Consider the following 18118-nt stretch of genomic DNA (forward strand, 5'->3'; position numbering starts at 1 on the left):
CCGGCCGTGACGAGATGTCTTGTCGCGTGCCTTACGAGATCTGGCGCGGCATGAGAATTTTGGACGCGTATTGGACGCGTACATGACCGGTCCGGGTTGATGACCTGGCAGTTGAGGGGGTCGTGATGGCCGGGGTTCCTCATGTTCCGTCGAGGCGTGGGCTGTTGGCCGGGGCCGCCGGGGCCGGGGTCGCGGTCGCGTTCGGGGGTGTCGGGGCGGCGCGTGGGGCCGGGGTGCGGGTGGCGCCGGTGTTGCTCACCGAGCAGGCCAGTAAGCGGATCCTCGTTCTTGATCCGGGGCGGGACGTCTGGGATCCGGCTGTCGATCCCGGGGTCGTGCGGTGGGCGTTCTCGCCGGTCGGGGATCGGCGGTACCGGGATCTGGAGCCGGAGGTCAGCTGGGTGTACCCCAGCGAGGCCAAGGTGCGGCGGTATCGCGGGCGGACGTATCTGCTGACCACGGCGTCGTTCGGGTTCGTCGGTGTCGTGGAGTGGCCGAGCGGGCGGCGGTACTGGGGGACGGCTCTCGGGCCCGGGGACGATCTGTTCAACCCGCACACCGCGGAGATCCTGCCGGACGGGAACGTGGCGGTCGCGTGCAGCACGGGCGCGCGGGTGCGGTTGTACGCCGCGTCGCTCGGGCCGCTCGCCACGCGGTTCGCCGAGGCCGAGCTGAAGGGCGCGCACGGGCTGCACTGGGACCGGCGGCGCCGGGTGCTGTGGGCGATGGGCGATGACGAGCTGGTCGCGTACGAGGTGACGGGGACGGCGGCGCGGCCCGCCCTCACGCGGCTCTTCGCCGATCCGCTGCCGGTCGCGACGCCGGGGAGGTCCGCCGGCGGGCACGATCTGTTCCCCGTCGCCGGGCGGCCGGGGCGGATGTGGGTGTCGACCAGCGCGGCCGTCTTCCAGTACGACATGAACGGGCGGGTGTTCCTCCAGGATTTCGCCGGGGTCGGCGAGATCAGCCGGAAAGGTGTGAAGTGCGTCGGTGATGATCCGCGTACGGGGCGGGTCGTCACCACCGTCCCCGAGCCCGGGCTCGAAGAGACCTGGTGGACGACGACCGTGAGCCTGCACCGGCCGCCGGGTGCGTACAAGCTGGTGGGCGGCGGGATCTACAAGGCGCGGTGGTGGCTGCCGGCCTGAGGTCAGGCGCCCCGCGGGGGCAGCTTCCTGTCCAGGGCCATCGACAGTTCCGCCTCCACCACCGACTTCGCCAGCGGCCGCAAGCGCTGTACGTCCTTCTCCGTGCCGTGGGCCAGGACCATCTCCGTGAAGAGGGTGGCCATGGCGTCGGCGTGTTCGCGGACGCGGCTCGCCGCCGAGAGGACCTCGGCCAGCGGGATGCCCTCGCGGACCAGGGCCGAGGAGACCTCCAGGAGGCGGCGGCTGACGTGGACGATCTCCTCGCCGTCGGTGCCGAGGTAGCCGAGGTCCAGGGCCGCCTGGAGGTTCTCCGGGGTCACCTCGCCCGCGAAGTGGTCGGCCAGTTCCTCGGGGGTGAGGCGGACGGGGGTCTCCTCCGTGGGTTCGCCGAGGCCCAGGAGTTCGCCGACGTCGCGGCCGCGGTCGAACGCCTCGGACAGCTCCGTGATGCCGTTGAGGGTGTGGCCGCGGTCCAGGAGCGCGGCGATCGTCCGCAGCCGGGTCAGGTGCGTCTCGTCGTACCAGGCGATGCGGCCCTCGCGGCGGGGCGGCTTGATCAGGCCGCGTTCGCGGTAGAAGCGGACGGTGCGGACCGTGATGCCGGCGGCCGCCGCCAACTCCTCCATGCGGTACTCGCGGGGCCCGGGCCCGCTCTCCCTGTCGTCACCTGCGTCCGTCGCCGTTTCTGCCACGACCACGACCCTAAGCCGTACTGGGGGTAACTTTCCTCGGCCCGACCCCTACCCATGAGTACGGCTCTGCTCTACGCTCCCCACTGTGCCAGTGTTCACTGGCAGAGTCGCGCGGCAAGGGAGGCGCCGGTATGCCCGAGCAGGAGCACGAACACGTACGGGTGGCGGTGATCGGGTCCGGCTTCGGCGGCCTCGGCGCGGCGGTCAGACTGCGCCGCGAGGGCGTCACCGACTTCGTGGTCCTGGAGCGCGCCGACGCGGTGGGCGGCACCTGGCGCGACAACAGCTACCCGGGCTGCGCCTGCGACGTGCCCTCGCACCTGTACTCGTTCTCCTTCGCCCCGAACCCGGACTGGCCGCGCACCTTCTCCGGGCAGGAGCGGATCCGGGAGTACCTGGAGCACGTCGCCGACACCTTCCGGCTGCGGCCGCACATCCGCCTCAACTCCGAGGTCACGCAGGCGCGGTGGGACGGCGAGCGGCTCCGGTGGGAGATCGACACCGCCTCCGGCCCGCTCACCGCCGACGTCGTCGTCTCCGCCACCGGGCCGCTCTCCGACCCCAAGGTGCCGGACATGCCTGGGCTCGACACCTTCCCCGGCAAGGTCTTCCACTCCGCCCGCTGGGACCACGATTACGACCTGCGCGGCAAGCGCGTCGCCATGATCGGGACCGGCGCCTCCGCCATCCAGATCGTGCCCGCCGTCCAGAAGGAGGTCGGGCGGCTCACCCTCTTCCAGCGCACGCCGCCGTGGGTCATGCCGCGCGCCGATCGCGCCATCACCAGGGCCGAGCGCTGGCTGCACCGGCAGCTGCCGTTCACCACGCAGGCGCGGCGCGGAGTGCTGTGGGGCATCCGGGAGTTGCAGGTCCAGGCGTTCACCAAGCACCCCGACGAACTGGGCCTGGTCGAGCGGCTCGCCAAGCGGAACATGTACCGGGCGATCAAGGACCCGGCCCTCCGCGCCAAGCTGACGCCCGACTACCGCATCGGCTGCAAGCGGATCCTGCTGTCCAACACGTACTATCCCGCGCTCGCCCAGCCCCATGTCGAGGTCGTGGCGTCCGGGCTGAGCGAGATACGCGGGAACACCCTCGTCGCCGCCGACGGCACCGAGGCCGAGGCCGACGCGATCGTCTTCGGGACCGGGTTCCACGTCACCGACATGCCGATCGCCGAGCGCGTCATCGGCGCCGACGGCGTCAGCCTCGCCGAGAGCTGGAAGGGCGGGATGGCCGCCCTGCGCGGGGCGACCGCGGCCGGGTTCCCGAACTTCATGACGGTCATCGGGCCCAACACCGGGCTCGGGAACTCCTCGATGATCCTGATGATCGAGGCCCAGCTGAACTACCTGGCGGACTATCTGCGCCAGTTGCACGTGCTCGGCGGCCGCGTCGCCCTCACCCCGCGCGAGACCGCGGTCACCGGCTGGAACAACCGCGTACAGGACCGGATGCGGCGGACCGTGTGGAACACCGGCGGCTGCACCAGCTGGTACCTCGACGAGAACGGGGTCAACACGACCGTGTGGCCCGGCACCACGACCGAGTTCCGGCAGGCCACGCGCCATGTGGACGTGGGGGAGTACGAGGTGCTCCGCGCGCCCGACGCCCGCACCGGAACGGGAACCGAGAAGAAGGCTGAGGTGAGCGCCGCATGAGCCGGCTGCCCCACATGCGGACCGGGCCCTACGCGCCGCCCGTCCCCGCCCGCGAACTGACCGCCGTCTCCGCGGACGGATCACGGCTGTACGTGGAGGTGCACGGCCCGGACGACGCGCCCGCGGTGGTGCTGTCGCACGGGTGGACGTGTTCGACGGCGTTCTGGGCCGCGCAGATCCGCGCCCTGTCCACCGATCACCGGGTGATCGTCTACGACCAGCGCGGGCACGGCCGTTCACCCGCCGCGACCCGGCTCCCGTACACCGCCGACATGCTCGCCGACGACCTGGAGGCCGTGCTGGGCGCGGTGCTCGCGCCGGGTGAGCGGGCCGTGCTCGCCGGGCACTCCATGGGCGGCATGACGATGATGGCCGCCGCCGGGCGGGAGAGGTTCAAGGAGCACGCTGCCGCCGTTCTGCTGTGCAGCACCGGCAGTTCGCGGCTGGTGGCCGAGGCGACCGTCGTGCCGCTTCTCCTCGCGGGCGCGGTGCGGACCAGGCTGACGAAGTCGATCCTCGGGTCGAAGGCGCCGCTCGGGCCCGTCACGCCGCTCGGCAAGCGGATCCTGAAGTACGCGACCATGGGGCCCGGCGCCGCACCCGGCCAGGTCGAGGCGTGCGCCCACATCGTGCACGCCTGCCCGCGCGATGTGCGGTACGGCTGGTCGCACGTCCTGGAGACGCTCGACATGGACGCGGCCCTGGCTGAGCTGACGCTCCCCGTGGCCGTGCTCGGCGGCACCGCGGACCGGCTCACCCCGATCGTGCACGCCCGGCGGATCGCCGCCGCGCTGCCCGAGTGCGTGGGGCTGACCGAACTGCCCGGCATGGGGCACATGACGCCCATCGAGGCGCCGGAGGCCGTCACGGGCGAGATCCGTGAACTGGCCGCCCAGTACCTGAAGAACCGAACGGAAAAAGGGGCGGATGTCGCATGAGCAGGGTCAGCCTTGAGGGTCAGGTCGCGGTCGTCACGGGTGCGGCGCGCGGGGTCGGTGAGCTGCTCGCGCGCAAGCTGTCCGCGCGCGGCGCGAAGATCGCGCTCGTCGGTCTGGAGCCGGACGAGCTGAAGCAGGTCGCCGGGCGGCTGCACTCCGACGCCGACTGGTGGCACGCCGACGTCACCGACCACGAGGCGATGGCACGGGTCGCCGCCGAGGTGAAGGAGCGGTTCGGCAAGGTCGACATCGTCGTGGCCAACGCCGGTGTGGCGACGGGCGGCCCGTTCGTCGACTCGGACCCGGTCGCCTGGCGCCGCGTCATCGAGGTCAACCTCATCGGCTCCGCCGTGACGGGCCGCGCCTTCCTCCCCGTACTCACGGAGTCCCGCGGCTACCTGCTCCAGATCGCCTCGCTCGCCGCGATCACGCCCGCGCCGATGATGTCCGCGTACTGCGCGTCGAAGTCGGGCGTGGAGGCGTACGCGCACAGCCTGCGCGCCGAGGTCGGCTACAAGGGCGTGAAGGTCGGCATCGGCTACCTGTCCTGGACCGACACCGACATGGTGCGCGGTGCCGACCAGGACGACGTGATGCGCGAGCTGCGCCAGCGGCTGCCCTGGCCGTCCAACAAGACGTATCCGCTGGGCCCGGCCGTCGACCGGCTCGTGGTGGGCATCGAGCGGCGCTCCTCGCACGTGTACGCGCAGTGGTGGCTGCGGGGCATGCAGGGCATCCGCGGTTATCTGCCCGCGGTCATCGGGACGGTCGGGCAGCGCGAGATGCGCCGGTTCGAGCCGCGGCTCGGGAGTGTGTCGCGGGGTCTGGTCGGTGCGGGTGGCGCCGCCGACGAGACGGCCCGTACACACTGACCGACCTGCAGTTTTCCGCCCTCGCCACGGTCCGTTATTGATCGAAATGCGGCCGATGTCCCGGCGTGTCAGTCTGGTCGAGCCCCACCCCACCTACCCCTTCGGGAGTGAACACAGCATGGGCATCAAGGACCAGTTCCAGGACAAGGCCGACGAGCTCTCCAACAAGGCCAAGGGCCGCGCGGGCGACGCGCAGGACCAGGCGCGCGAGCGCGGGCAGCAGGGCCAGGACGAGCTGCGCGAGCGTGGCCAGCAGCGTGGCCAGCAGGCGCGTGACCGGGCGCAGGACACGTTCGACCAGGGCCGCGACGCCTGACGCCCTGTCCTGAGAGCGAAGAGGCCCCACCCGGGACGCCGGGTGGGGCCTCTTCCACGTCCCGGGCCTACCGGGGCGGCAGCGGCGGCCTCCGCTTGTCCGGCACGTCCGAGAGGTCCGGCGGATCGAGGGCGCCCTGCTCGTCCAGGAGGTCGAGCGCGACGCGGACCGCGTCGTCGAGCTGCGCGTACCGGCCCTCGGCCCAGTCGAGCGGGGTGCGCAGCGCCTCGATGTCGGGGTCGACGCCCCGGTTCTCGATCGACCAGCCGTACTCGGGGAACCAGGCCGCGTTCATCGGCACCGTGATCACCGTGCCGTCGCCGAGCTTGTGGCGCCCGGTCATGCCGACGACACCGCCCCACGTGCGCTGGCCGACGACGGGCCCGAGCCCGAGCAGCTTGAACGCGGCGGTGATCATGTCGCCGTCGGAGGAGGTCGCCTCGTCGGCGAGGGCGACGACCGGACCGCGCGGCGCGTTGGAGGCGTAGGAGACGGCCTGGGCGTTGCGCGTGAGGTCCCAGCCGATGATCCTGCGGCTGAGTTTCTCGATGACCAGCTCGCTGATGTGGCCGCCCGCGTTGCCCCGTACGTCGACGATGAGGGCGGGCCGGGACACCTCCATGCGCAGGTCGCGGTTGAACTGGGCCCATCCTGAGCCGCCCATGTCGGGGATGTGCAGGTAGCCGCACTTGCCGCCGCTCAACTCCCGGACGACGTCACGGCGTTTGGCGACCCAGTCCTGGTAGCGCAGGGGGCGTTCGTCGACGAGGGGGACGACGGCGACGCGGCGCGGCCGGCCGCCGCCCTCGGAGCGGGTGAAGGTCAGCTCGACGGTGGTCCCGCCCGCGCCCGCGAGCAGCGGGAACGGGCCCGCGACCGGGTCGACCGGGCGCCCGTCGACGTGCGTGAGGATCGCGCCCTCGCGGATACCGGTACCGGCCAGCGGGGAGCGGGCCTTGGAGTCGGAGGAGTCGCCGGGCAGGATGCGCTGGACCATCCAGCCCTCGTCGCGGCAGACGAAGTTGGCGCCGAGGAGGCCCTGGGCGCGCTGGTAGTGGGCCGGGCCCTCGTTGCGCCGGGCGGCGGAGACGTAGGCGTGGGAGGTGCCGAGCTCGCCGAGGACCTCGCGGAGCAGGTCGCCGAACTCGTCCGGCGACGCGACCCGTTCGACGAGCGGCCGGTACTGGTCGAGCACGCCGGACCAGTCGATGCCGCCCAGGTGCGGCTCCCAGAAGTAGGCGCGGATGATCCGGCCCGCCTCCTCGAAGGCGCCGCGCCACTCGGCGGGCGGGTCGGCCTCGTGCAGGATGCGGCGCAGGTCGATCCAGACGGTGGAGTCGCTGTCGCCGCTCTCGGTGGAGGGGACGGCGCGCAGCTCGCCCTCGTCGCCGACGACGAGCCGGGTGCCGTCGCCGCTGACCGCGAACCAGTCCATGTGGTCGACGAGCTGCGTCTTCTTGCACTTGGCGGAGGGAGAAGTGCGGAGCGTGCTGGAGGGTGTCGCCGGTTGGCGAAGTCTCGCCGAGCGCGCCCGGATCGGCACGCAGCCAGACAGCCCGCGCCCGCGACGGGGCAGCCCCGGTACTTGGAGGCGGCGCCGGGGGGCAGACGGGTGGCGAGCCCCTCGATCTCGACGGTGGGCGCCGCCTGGGTCAGCCCCGAGCCGTTGCTCTCCTCGACGGGGTCGAGCCCGCCCGCCGCCGTGCGCCCGTCCGGCGAGAGCGCGAACGGCGAGGCCGTCGCCGACGACAGCGGTACGAGGTAGGGGCGGCAGCCGAGCGGGAAGGACAGGTCGCCGGTGTGCACGTCGTAGACCGGATCGAAGCCGCGCCAGGACAGGAACGCCAGGTAGCGGCCGTCGCGGGTGAAGACCGGGTTCTCGTCCTCGAAGCGGCCGTCGGTGACGTCGACGATCGTGCGGTCCTTGATCCGGGCCATCTTGATCTGCCGCAGGGAGCGGCCGATGCCCGGGTGCGACCAGGTGAGCCAGGCGCCGTCGGGCGAGAAGGCGAGATCGCGGACGGGCCCGTTGACCGACCGGATCAGCTCTATGACCTGCCCCGCCGACGCCTCCGACCCCTCCGACCCCTCCGACTCCCCTGTCCCCTCCGTCCCGTCCGTCCCCTCCGTCTCCTCGCCCGCGTCGATGAGCAGGAGCCGTCCGTCGTGCGAGGCGATGGCCAGGCGATCCCCGGCCGGGTCGCTGACCAGCTCCTGTACGCGGCCCAGGTCGCCGCCCGCGAGGCGGCGCGGCGGGCGGTCGCCGGTGGCGCGCGGCAGGTAGGCGATCTCCACGCTGTCCTCGCCCGCCGCGTCGGTGACGTACGCGACCTGGCCGCCGGAGCCGAGCATCTCGGGCAGCCGGACGCGGACGCCCGGGGTGTCGGCGATGGTGCGGGCCGGGCCGTCGCGGTGGGTCAGCCAGTACAGGCTGCCGCGCACGACGACGGCGCTGGCCCGCCCGGTCTCGTCGACGGAGAGCGCGTCGACGTGGAGCGAGGCCGGGACCTGGTAGGAGCGGCGTCCGGCGCGCGGCCCGCCGAGCCGCACGTCGAGGCGGCGCGGGCGCGAGGCCGGTGAGAGGTCGTCGAGGAGCCAGACCTCGCCCGCGCACTGGTAGACGACGCGGGTGCCGTCGCTGGAGGCGTGGCGGGCGTAGAAGGCGTCGTGGTCGGTGTGGCGGGTGAGGTCGGACCCGTCGGGCAGGCACGAGTAGACGTTGCCGATGCCCTCGTGGTCGGAGAGGAACGCGATGCGGCCGTCCACGAACATCGGGTCGTCGAGGTGGCCGTCGAGGTCGGCGAGGATGCGCTCGCCGTGCATCCACAGGCGGCCCTGGGCGCCGCCCCGGTAGCGTTTCCAGGAGGCGGGTTCGTGCGGCGGTGTCCCGGTGAGGAGCAGCGTCCTGCGTTTGCCGTCGATGTCGGCGACCTGGATGTCGGAGACCGGGCCCCAGGGCAGCTTGCCGCCGGGGGAGCCGTCGGTGGGGACGCGGTAGGCGAAGGTGAAGTAGGAGAACGGCTCGCCGTGCGAGGCCACCGCGAGGATGTCGCCGTCCGGGGTCCAGCCGCGCACCTGCGTGTCGACGCTGCCCCAGTAGGTGAGGCGCCGGGCGGAGCCGCCGTCGGCCGGGGACACGTAGATCTCCGGGTCGAGGCTGCGCCAGGTCGTGTACGCGATCCGGCTGCCGTCCGGGGAGAAGCGCGGATGGCTGACCTTCGTGCGGTCGACGGTGATCCGCCAGGCCCGCGCGGAGCCGTCGACGGGCGCGACCCACAGGTCGTCCTCGACGACGAAGCAGAGTCGCTCGCCGCTCAGGTGCGGGAATCGAAGGTAGGCCCGGTCTGCGTCTTCAGTCACCTCCTCATGCTTTTCCGCGTTGCGGCCTCCGGCAACCGGGCAGATGTCCCTACACGTTCCTTACGACTGTGGTGGACCCCACGTACGAAACGGTTTCGTTTCGTTAGCGCGCAGGGTATGTTCAGGGCGTACGAGATCCGAGGAAGAGGTGACGATCATGGTCGCGGAGGCAACGGCGCGCCGCAGCCGGATCACCCCCGAGCGCGAGGCCGAGCTGTACGGCGCCGTGCTCGATCTGCTCCGCGAGGTCGGTTACGACGCCCTGACGATGGACGCCGTCGCCGCCAGGACCCGGGCCAGCAAGGCGACGCTCTACCGCCAGTGGGGCGGCAAGGCGGAGCTGGTCGTGAAGGCGCTGCGGCACCAGAAGCCGCGGTTCGCCGAGATCGACACCGGCTCGCTCCGCGGTGACCTGCACGCGATGGCCGTCCGCGAGGACGACTGTCACATGGAGCAGAACAGTGCGCTGATGCGCGGCCTGATGGTCGCCGTGCACGCCAACCCCGACCTCCTGGAAGCCTTCCGGGAATGGATCGTCGAGCCCGAGCTGTCGGGGCTCGACCGGCTGCTGAGGAGAGCCGTGGAGCGCGGCGAGATCCGGGCCGACAACCCGGGGCTCGGCTATGTGCTCCACATGCTGATCGGCGCGTTCGCCACCCGCACGATCGTCGACGAACAGCCGCCGACCCAGGCCTACCTCACCTCGTACATCGACGCTGTCGTCCTCCCCGCCCTCAGCGCCTGACCCCGCAGCACCCCGCTCCACCCGCTGCACCCCGTTTTCCCCCGCACCTGACGCGACCGCTCACGTCGTCGGGCTGATCCTGCCTGCCCCCCTGACCTGACCGGAGTACGCCCTCGTGGCCACCTTCCTCTACAAACTCGGCAAGCTCGCCTACCGGCGGCGCCACTTCGTCGTCCTGATATGGATCGCGCTGCTCACGCTCGCGGGCGTGGGCGCCGCCACCGCGCCGAAGGCCGCCTCCAGCTCCTTCTCGATCCCCGGCACCGAGGCGCAGAAGGCGTTCGACCTGCTCGACGCGCGCTTCCCCGGCTCGGCCGCGGACGGCGCGACCGCCCGCATCGTCTTCAAGGCGCCGACGGACGAGAAGCTCACCGGCGCCGCCAACAAGGCGGACGTCCAGGACACCGTCTCCGCGCTCAAGTCCAGCTCCAAGCAGGTCGCCTCGGTCGCCGACCCGTACGTCGCCAAGACGGTGAGCAAGGACGGCACGATCGCGTACACCACGGCCACGTACAAGGTCTCCTCCATGGAGCTGACCGACGACGACCGTGACGCACTGCAGAAGGTCATCGACGACGCGAAGAAGACGGGGCTGACCGTCGAGGCCGGCGGCGACGCGTTCCAGGCCATGCCGGAGACCGGCGCCACCGAGGTCATCGGCATCGCGGTCGCGGCCGTCGTCCTGGTCATCACCTTCGGCTCGCTGATCGCGGCCGGGCTCCCGCTGCTCACCGCGCTGATCGGCGTCGGCATCGGCGTCTCCACGATCACCGCGCTCGCCAACGCGCTCGACCTCGGCTCCACCACCTCGATCCTCGCGATGATGATCGGCCTCGCGGTCGGCATCGACTACGCGCTGTTCATCGTCTCCCGCTACCGCGCGGAACTCGCCGAGGGCCGTCAGCACGAGGAGGCGGCCGGACGGGCCGTCGGCACGGCAGGTTCGGCGGTCGTCTTCGCCGGTCTGACCGTCGTCATCGCCCTGGTCGGCCTCGCCGTCGTCAACATCCCGATGCTGACGAAGATGGGCGTCGCCGCGGCCGGCACGGTCGCCATCGCCGTCCTCATCGCGCTGACCCTGATACCCGCGCTCCTCGGCTACGTCGGCAAGCGCGTCCACGGCCGCAAGGCCCGCAAGGCGCAGGCCGAGCCCACCGACGCGGAGCCCAAGGCCAACATGGGCACCCGCTGGGCCCGCTTCGTGCTGCGCCGCCCGGTCATGGTCCTCGTCGCGGGCGTCATCGGTCTCGGCGCCATGGCCATCCCGGTCACCTCGCTGGAGCTCGGCCTGCCCGACGACGGCGTCCAGCCCACCGACACCACCCAGCGCAAGGCCTACGACCTGCTCTCCGACGGCTTCGGCCCCGGCTTCAACGGCCCGCTCATGACAGTCGTCGACGCCAAGGGCGCGGACGACCCGAAGGCCGCCGTCGACCGCGTCGTCAAGGAGATCAAGGGCACGGACGGCGTCGCGGCCGTCACCCCGGCGACCTTCAACAAGGCCGGTGACACGGCCATCGTCAACGTCGTCTCGAAGTACAAGCCGTCCTCCGTCGAGACGGAGAACGTCGTCCACGCCATCCGCGACGCGGGCAAGGACATCAAGGCCGACACCGGCGCCGAACTCGCGGTCACCGGCTCCACGGCCATGAACATCGACGTCTCGCAGAAGCTCAACGACGCGCTCGTGCCCTACCTCGCGCTCGTCGTCGGCCTCGCCTTCCTGCTCCTGATGGTCGTCTTCCGCTCGGTCCTGGTCCCGCTCAAGGCGGCCCTCGGCTTCCTGCTCTCGGTGCTCGCCGCGCTCGGCGCCGTCGTCGCCGTCTACCAGTGGGGCTGGCTCGGCTCGCTCTTCGGCGTGGAACAGACCGGTCCGGTCATGTCGATGATGCCGATCTTCATGGTGGGCGTCGTCTTCGGACTCGCGATGGACTACGAGGTCTTCCTCGTGACCCGGATGCGCGAGGCGTACGTCCACGGGGAGCGGCCCGCGCAGGCGATCGTCACCGGGTTCCGGCACGGCGCCCGCGTGGTGACGGCCGCGGCGGTCATCATGATCGCGGTGTTCGCCGGCTTCATCGGCTCCTCCGAGCAGATGGTCAAGATGATCGGCTTCGGCCTCGCGATCGCCGTCTTCCTCGACGCGTTCGTGGTCCGCATGACGATCGTGCCCGCGGTGCTCGCGCTGCTCGGCAAGCGGGCCTGGTGGCTGCCGAAGTGGCTGGACCGGGCGCTGCCGAACGTGGACGTCGAGGGCGAGGGCCTGAACGCGGCCCAGGAGAAGGAGCGGCAGCTCGTCGACGCGTGAGCCCTCGCGGCTCTAGGTCGTGACCGTCGCCGCCGGGGTGACGGCCGTGTACGTACGACGCAGGAAGCGGATCAGCGCTTTCACGTCGAACTGCACGACCGTCACCCCGTTCGGCTTTCCGGGCTCCTGGTTCTCCCGCGGGTGGAACTCGATGACGGCCTGGACCCGTCCGCACGGCCAGATCCGGACGTGCTCGCCGCTGACCGGCGCCCGCAGACCGCGTTCGAGGAGGTCGCGCGGGAAGGACCAGGCGCCGGCGCCGGGCAGCGTGACGTGGACGAGGCCGTCGTAGCGCAGGATGGCGGGCACGGCCCGGTGGCCGTCCGCGGAGTCGGTGACGACATGGGCGCGGACGTACTGCTCGACGTACTGCTCTATGCCGACGGTCATGTCATCCAATGTCCCATAAGTCTGTTATGTGCGTCACGGTGAGTGTGGCAGGGCCCGCGTGTACGAAGCCGGGGCAATTGGTGGTGAGACGCTCTTGCAAGCCGTTCGCAACAGGGCACTATCATCGAACGGTTAACCATCTGCCCGAGCGCCGGAGTGCCCTGCCATGCATGTACCCGACGGATTCATCAATGCCCCCGTCTCGGCGGCCGCCGGTGTCGTCGCCGCGGGCGCCGTCGCCGTCAGCCTGCGCGGCGCCCGCCGTGAGCTGGACGAACGCACCGCGCCGCTCGCCGGACTCGTCGCGGCGTTCATCTTCGCCGTGCAGATGCTGAACTTCCCCGTCGCGGCGGGCACCAGCGGCCACCTCCTCGGAGGCGCCCTGGCCGCGATACTGGTCGGCCCCTACACAGGGGTCCTCTGCGTCTCCGTGGTGCTCCTGATGCAGGGCGTCCTCTTCGCGGACGGCGGCCTGACCGCGCTCGGCGTGAACATCACGGACATGGCGATCACCACCACGGTCGTCGCCTACCTCGTCTTCCGGGGCCTCGTGAAGGTGCTGCCGCGCGGCCGCCGCTCGATCACGGTCGCCTCCTTCGTGGCCGCCGTGCTCTCCGTCCCGGCCGCCGCGATCGTCTTCACCCTCCTCTACGCCATCGGAGGGACGACCGACGTCTCGATCGGCAAGGTCGCCACCGCGATGATCGGCGTCCACGTCCTCATCGGCATCGGCGAGGCCGTGATCACGGCGCTGACCGTCGGCGCGGTCGTCGCCGTCCGCCCGGACCTGGTCCACGGCGCCCGCGGCCTGACCCAGCCGCTCAAGCTGCGGATCGGCGGCGAACTGGTCGACGCCCCCGCCGCCGCGCCCGCCCCCGCCGCCCCGCGCTCGCACCGCAAGTTCTGGATCACCGGCCTGGTCACCTCCCTCGTCCTCGCCGGCTTCGTCTCCTTCTACGCCTCGGCCAACCCCGACGGCCTGGAGAAGGTCGCCCACGACAAGGGCATCGACAGCAAGACCAAGGAGCACGCCTCCGCCGACTCGCCGCTCGCCGACTACGGCGTCAAGGACATCACCGACGCCCGGGTCTCCGGCGGCCTCGCCGGGATCATCGGCGTCGGCGTGACCGTCGTCGCCGGGTCCGGGATCTTCTGGGCGCTGCGCAGGCGCCGGACGAGCGACGCGGCGTCCACCGAGGTCACCGCGACGGAATCGGTCTGACATGGGCGCCGGGCACGCCCACCGCCTCTACCGAGCCGGGCACTCGCCGGTCCACGCGCTACCGCCCCACACCAAACTGGCCGCGGTCTTCTGCTTCGTCGTGGTCGTCGTCTCGACGCCGCGCGAGGCGATGTGGGCGTTCGCCCTGTACGCGATGCTGCTCGGGACGGTGGCGTACGTGGCCCGGGTCCCGGCGGGCTATCTGCTGAAGCGCCTGCTGATCGAGGTCCCGTTCGTGGCGTTCGCGGTCCTGATGCCGTTCGTCGCGGAGGGCGAACGGGTGCAGGTGCTCGGCATGTCGCTGAGCGAGAGCGGTCTGTGGGGCGCGTGGAACGTGCTGGCGAAGGGCACGCTGGGGGTCGCGGCGTCGGTGCTGCTGGCCTCGACGACGGAGCTGCGGGAGTTGTTGCTGGGCCTGCAACGCCTGAAACTCCCACCCCTCCTCGTCCAGATCGCGTCGTTCATGATCCGCTACGGCGATGTCATCACGGACGAGATGCGGCGCATGAAGATCGCGCGGGAGTCGCGCGGCTTCGAGGCGAGCGGCGTCCGGCACTGGGGCGTCCTCGCGAAATCGGCCGGGGCGCTGTTCATCCGCTCCTACGAACGGGGTGAGCGCGTGCATCTGGCGATGGTCAGCCGGGGGTACGCGGGGTCGATGCCGGTGATCGACGAGGTGACGGCCTCCCGGACGCAGTGGCGGGCGGCGCTGGCCCTCCCGTGTGCGGCGCTCGTGGTCTGTCTGCTGGGATGGACGCTGTGACTGCCTCTCTTGAAGTTTCCGGCCTGGCCTACGCCTACCCCGACGGCCACCAGGCCCTCTTCGGCGTCGACCTGACGATCGCGAAGGGTGAGCGAGTCGCGCTGCTCGGCCCGAACGGCGCAGGCAAGACCACCCTCGTCCTGCACCTCAACGGCATCCTGACCGGCGGAGCGGGCACGGTGACCGTCGCCGGGCTGCCCGTCGACAAGCGGAACATGGCCGAGATCCGCCGCAAGGTCGGCATCGTCTTCCAGGACCCCGACGACCAGCTGTTCATGCCGACGGTCCGCGAGGACGTGGCCTTCGGCCCGGCGGCGGCGGGCATGAAGGGCCCCGACCTCGAGGCCCGGGTCCGCAAGGCGCTCGCGTCGGTCGGCATGGAGGAGTACGCGGACCGCCCCCCGCACCACCTCTCCTTCGGCCAGCGCCGCCGGGTCGCGGTCGCGACGGTCCTTGCGATGGAACCGGAGATCCTCGTCCTGGACGAGCCGTCCTCGAACCTGGACCCGGCCTCGCGCCGCGAACTGGCCGACATCCTGCGCTCGTTGGACGTGACGGTCCTCATGGTCACGCACGATCTCCCGTACGCCCTTGAGCTCTGCCCCCGTGCGGTGATCCTGAGCGAGGGCACGATCGCGGCGGACGGCGCGACGGGCGACCTGCTCGTCGACGAGGACCTGATGCGGGCCCACCGCCTGGAGCTGCCGTTCGGGTTCGACCCGAAGTCGGTCGTGGGAAAGGCGCATTGAGCGGGACCGTGGCCGAGGCGTTCGCTACGGCCCGTCTCGACCTCCTCCCGCTGGAGGTCGCGCACGCGCCCGAGATGGCGGGCGTGCTCGCCGACCCGGCGCTGCACACGTACATCGGCGGCGCCCCGCACACCCCCGACGCCCTGCGCGCCCGCTACGAGCGCCTGACCGCGGGCTCCCCGGACCCGGCCGTCACCTGGCTGAACTGGGTGATCCGCCTGCGCGAGGCGTCCTGCCTCACGGGAACGGTGCAGGCGACGCTGAACGGCCCCCTCGCTCTCGCGGAGGTCGCGTGGGTGGTGGGCACGCCGTGGCAGGGCAGGGGCATCGCCGGGGAGGCGGCGCGAGGCATTGTCGACTGGCTGGCCCGGACGGGCCGTTCGCGGACGGTGATCGCGCACATCCACCCGGACCACGAGGCGTCCGCCGCCGTGGCCAGATCGGCGGGGCTCGCGCCGACCGACGTCGTGGAGGACGGCGAGACGCGCTGGAGCCGAGCGCTGTAAGAGCGGCTCTGCAGAAGCTTCCCGAGCTCTGTAAAAGCTTTCCGAGTGGAATCAACCGGCATCGTTGCCTGTTGCACCCACCGTGGATACAGCTGTGAACGGCGCGACCGCCCCCGGATTCGAAGGCGTCAGGACCGCCTTCGCCAGGAACTTCGCGGAGGCGGGCGAGCGCGGCGCGGGCGTCGTCGTCTACCGGGACGGCCGGGAGGTCGTGCACCTGTACGCGGGAACGCGGGACGTCGACGGCGGCACGGAGCTCTGGGGCCCCGGCACCGCCCAGATCCTCCGTTCCGCCACCAAGGGCGTGGCCGCCGCCGCGCTCCTCCTGCTGCACCAGCGCGGAGAGCTGGACCTGGACGCGCCGGTCGGGGCGTACTGGCCCGAGTTCAAGGCACGGGGCAAGGAGAACGCGCTCGTCCGGGACGTACTGGCGCACCGGGCCGGCGTCCCCGCCCTGGACCGCCCGCTGACCCCCGCCGAGGCGGCCGACCACGATCTCGCCGCCGTCGCTGTCGCCGCGCAGGCCCCGTTCTGGGAGCCCGGCACGGAGCACGGTTACCACGCGCAGACGTACAGCTGGCTCACCGGCGAACTCGTCCGCCGGGTCACGGGCCGGTCCCTCGGGGCGTTCGTCGCCGACGAGATAGCGGGTCCCGCCCGCGCCGACGTCTGGATCGGCCTGCCCGCCGCCGAGGCCCACCGCGCCGGACGCGTAGGCCCCACCGAGGCCCCGACCGTCCCCGGCGCCCCGCGCGCCAAGCCCAAGCCGGCCCTGGTCGAGGCGTACACGAACCCGGAGTCCCTGACGCGACGGGCCTTCGACTCGATCACCCCGTCACCGGACGAGAACGACCCGGCGTACCGCGCGGCCGAACTCCCCGGCTCGAACGGCATCGGCACGGCGGAGGGCCTGGCCCGCTTCTACGCGTCGCTGATCGGAGAGGTGGACGACGGGCAGCGCCTGTTCTCGTCGGAGACGATGCGACTGGCCCGCACGGAGGCGTCCTCCGGCCCCGACCGCGTCCTGGCCGTCCCCTCCCGCTTCGGCCTCGGCTACATGCTCCACGGCATCGCCTCCCCCCTCCTCACCCCGCACTCCTTCGGCCACCCTGGCCGAGGCGGCGCCCTCGGCTTCGCCGACCCGGAGACGGGCATCGCGTTCGGCTATGTCACGAACGGAATGCGGCAGGGGGTGACGGCGGACCCCAGGGCACAGGCGTTGGTGCGGGCGGTGCGCGAGGCCGCGGTCACCGCTGCGACGAACCTGTGAGCCCCGTGACGAACCCGGCCCACACCCCGGGTCCGAAGCGCAGAGCGGCGCCGTCCGGGTCTTTGCTGTCTCGTACGGCTACGCCCTCGGACACGTCGGCGATCTCGACGCAATCGCCGCCGCCTGACCCGCCTCCGCTGTAGGTGCTCCTGCGCCAAGTGACGCGGCCGAGTTCGTGGGCAAGCATCGTAGGCACCTCGACTCTCCGTCCGCCCCCACATCGTCGGGCGCGCGACCGTCGCGTACACCGGGACCGTAATGCCACCAGCGGCATGACGCCGTGAGGGCCGCGAACCCATTGATCCACAACCGGTGACCTTCGCTCGCTCCCCGAGTAGCGTCGCACCCCATGACACGCTTCGAGGGACACGCCGCCCTGGTCACCGGCGCGGGGCGCGGCATCGGTGCCGCCGTCGCCCGGCGCCTCGCCTCCGAGGGCGCTCAAGTCCTCGCCACCGACATCGACTTGGCCGGTGCCGAGAAGATCGCCGGGGAGATCCGGGAGCGGGGCGGCACCGCCTCCGCGTGCCTCTGCGACGTCGGCGACCGGCGCTCCGTGGAGGCCGCCGTCGCCGCCGCCGTCGAGAACTTCGGGCGGCTCGACGTCCTCGTCAACAACGCCTACGCCTGCCACTCCGACGCCGCGCTCTTCGAGGACGAGGACGACGAGGCGTGGGCCCGCGACCTCGATCTCTCCCTCACCGGTGCCTACCGCTGCTGCAAGGCGGCCCTGCCGCACCTCGCCGCGTCCGGGCGCGGGGCGATCGTCAGCATCGGCTCCGTCAACGGGCTCCAGGACTTCGGCAACCACGCCTACAGCGCCGCGAAGGCGGGTCTCGTCTCCCTGACGCGCACCCTCGCCGGGCACGCCGGTCCGCGCGGCGTCCGGGTCAATCTGGTCGCCCCGGGCACCGTCCGCACCCCCGCCTGGACGGGCCAGGGGCGCGACCCCGATGTCCTGCGGGACGCGTATCCGCTGGGCCGCGTCGGCGAACCGGAGGACATCGCGGCGGCCGTGGCGTTCCTCGCGTCCGGCGACGCGGCGTGGGTGACGGGCGTGACGCTCCCCGTGGACGGCGGCATCACGGCGGTGAGCACGGGGTTCAAGGCGATGCGGCCACACTGAGCACGGCGCCCACTCACCCCGCGTGCAGCATCAGCCCGATCCCCGCCACCAT

General features: G+C 71.9%; 16 protein-coding genes and 1 pseudogene. 13 read left to right on the forward strand and 4 right to left on the reverse strand.

Annotated features, from left to right (window positions below):
• Positions 1 to 164 precede the first annotated feature (164 nt).
• Positions 165 to 1148, forward strand: a complete 984-nt coding sequence (locus N5I75_RS17175; protein ID WP_476678473.1) for a DUF6528 family protein — start codon at positions 165 to 167, stop codon at positions 1146 to 1148.
• 2 nt (positions 1149 to 1150) lie between these two features.
• Here N5I75_RS17175 and N5I75_RS17180 read toward each other — a convergent pair whose 3' ends face one another.
• Entirely contained in the window at positions 1151 to 1774 is a 624-nt protein-coding gene (locus N5I75_RS17180) for a MerR family transcriptional regulator (RefSeq protein WP_476679520.1), read from the reverse strand.
• A 197-nt stretch (positions 1775 to 1971) separates the two neighbouring features.
• On the opposite strand from N5I75_RS17180, the gene N5I75_RS17185 reads away from it, so the two are divergent.
• From N5I75_RS17185 to N5I75_RS17200, 4 genes are all read left to right on the forward strand, one after another.
• A complete protein-coding gene (locus N5I75_RS17185) occupies positions 1972 to 3501 on the forward strand; it encodes a flavin-containing monooxygenase (protein ID WP_476678475.1) in 1530 nt (509 codons plus the stop codon).
• On the forward strand, positions 3498 to 4439 hold the full coding sequence (locus tag N5I75_RS17190) for an alpha/beta fold hydrolase (RefSeq protein WP_476678476.1): 942 nt from the start codon (positions 3498 to 3500) through the stop codon (positions 4437 to 4439). The genes N5I75_RS17185 and N5I75_RS17190 overlap by 4 nt, the downstream gene beginning before the upstream one ends.
• Positions 4436 to 5311, forward strand: a complete 876-nt coding sequence (locus N5I75_RS17195; protein WP_476678478.1) for an SDR family oxidoreductase — start codon at positions 4436 to 4438, stop codon at positions 5309 to 5311. The genes N5I75_RS17190 and N5I75_RS17195 overlap by 4 nt, the downstream gene beginning before the upstream one ends.
• A gap of 118 nt (positions 5312 to 5429) precedes the next feature.
• Positions 5430 to 5627: a hypothetical protein gene (locus tag N5I75_RS17200; protein WP_476678479.1), complete on the forward strand. Its 198-nt coding sequence runs from the start codon at positions 5430 to 5432 to the stop codon at positions 5625 to 5627.
• 67 nt (positions 5628 to 5694) lie between these two features.
• On the opposite strand, the pseudogene N5I75_RS17205 reads toward N5I75_RS17200, so the two are convergent.
• Positions 5695 to 8987: pseudogene (locus N5I75_RS17205) on the reverse strand (S41 family peptidase).
• A 157-nt stretch (positions 8988 to 9144) separates the two neighbouring features.
• Between N5I75_RS17205 and N5I75_RS17210 the strand changes: the two are divergent.
• Positions 9145 to 9732, forward strand: coding sequence for a TetR/AcrR family transcriptional regulator (locus N5I75_RS17210; RefSeq protein ID WP_476678481.1), 588 nt, complete (start codon positions 9145 to 9147; stop codon positions 9730 to 9732).
• A 115-nt stretch (positions 9733 to 9847) separates the two neighbouring features.
• Positions 9848 to 12040, forward strand: coding sequence for an MMPL family transporter (locus N5I75_RS17215; protein WP_476678483.1), 2193 nt, complete (start codon positions 9848 to 9850; stop codon positions 12038 to 12040).
• Between the two features lie 12 nt (positions 12041 to 12052).
• On the opposite strand, the gene N5I75_RS17220 is transcribed toward N5I75_RS17215, so the two are convergent.
• Positions 12053 to 12430, reverse strand: coding sequence for an SsgA family sporulation/cell division regulator (locus N5I75_RS17220; RefSeq protein ID WP_476678485.1), 378 nt, complete (start codon positions 12428 to 12430; stop codon positions 12053 to 12055).
• Positions 12431 to 12596: 166 nt separating this feature from the next.
• Here N5I75_RS17220 and N5I75_RS17225 point away from each other — a divergent pair, with 166 nt between their 5' ends.
• From N5I75_RS17225 to N5I75_RS17245, 5 genes are all read left to right on the forward strand, one after another.
• Positions 12597 to 13652, forward strand: coding sequence for an energy-coupling factor ABC transporter permease (locus N5I75_RS17225; protein ID WP_476678487.1), 1056 nt, complete (start codon positions 12597 to 12599; stop codon positions 13650 to 13652).
• Between the two features lies 1 nt (position 13653).
• Positions 13654 to 14415: a cobalt ECF transporter T component CbiQ gene (cbiQ, locus tag N5I75_RS17230; RefSeq protein ID WP_476678489.1), complete on the forward strand. Its 762-nt coding sequence runs from the start codon at positions 13654 to 13656 to the stop codon at positions 14413 to 14415.
• Entirely contained in the window at positions 14403 to 15164 is a 762-nt protein-coding gene (locus N5I75_RS17235) for an energy-coupling factor ABC transporter ATP-binding protein (protein WP_476678491.1), read from the forward strand. Before cbiQ ends, N5I75_RS17235 begins: the two co-directional genes overlap by 13 nt.
• Complete coding sequence (locus tag N5I75_RS17240; protein ID WP_476678493.1) at positions 15161 to 15670, forward strand: GNAT family N-acetyltransferase; 510 nt, start codon at positions 15161 to 15163, stop codon at positions 15668 to 15670. Before N5I75_RS17235 ends, N5I75_RS17240 begins: the two co-directional genes overlap by 4 nt.
• Before the next feature lie 94 nt (positions 15671 to 15764).
• A complete protein-coding gene (locus N5I75_RS17245; protein WP_476678495.1) occupies positions 15765 to 16940 on the forward strand; it encodes a serine hydrolase domain-containing protein in 1176 nt (391 codons plus the stop codon).
• On the opposite strand, the gene N5I75_RS17250 is transcribed toward N5I75_RS17245, so the two are convergent.
• Positions 16918 to 17214 (reverse strand): DUF397 domain-containing protein, encoded by a 297-nt coding sequence (locus N5I75_RS17250; RefSeq protein WP_476678497.1) that lies wholly within the window; start codon positions 17212 to 17214, stop codon positions 16918 to 16920. The genes N5I75_RS17245 and N5I75_RS17250 overlap by 23 nt on opposite strands.
• 75 nt (positions 17215 to 17289) lie before the next feature.
• Here N5I75_RS17250 and N5I75_RS17255 point away from each other — a divergent pair, with 75 nt between their 5' ends.
• Positions 17290 to 18066, forward strand: coding sequence for an SDR family NAD(P)-dependent oxidoreductase (locus N5I75_RS17255; protein WP_476678499.1), 777 nt, complete (start codon positions 17290 to 17292; stop codon positions 18064 to 18066).
• Positions 18067 to 18118: the final 52 nt, after the last annotated feature.

It is taken from the genome of Streptomyces sp. R818 (genome assembly GCF_056172735.1).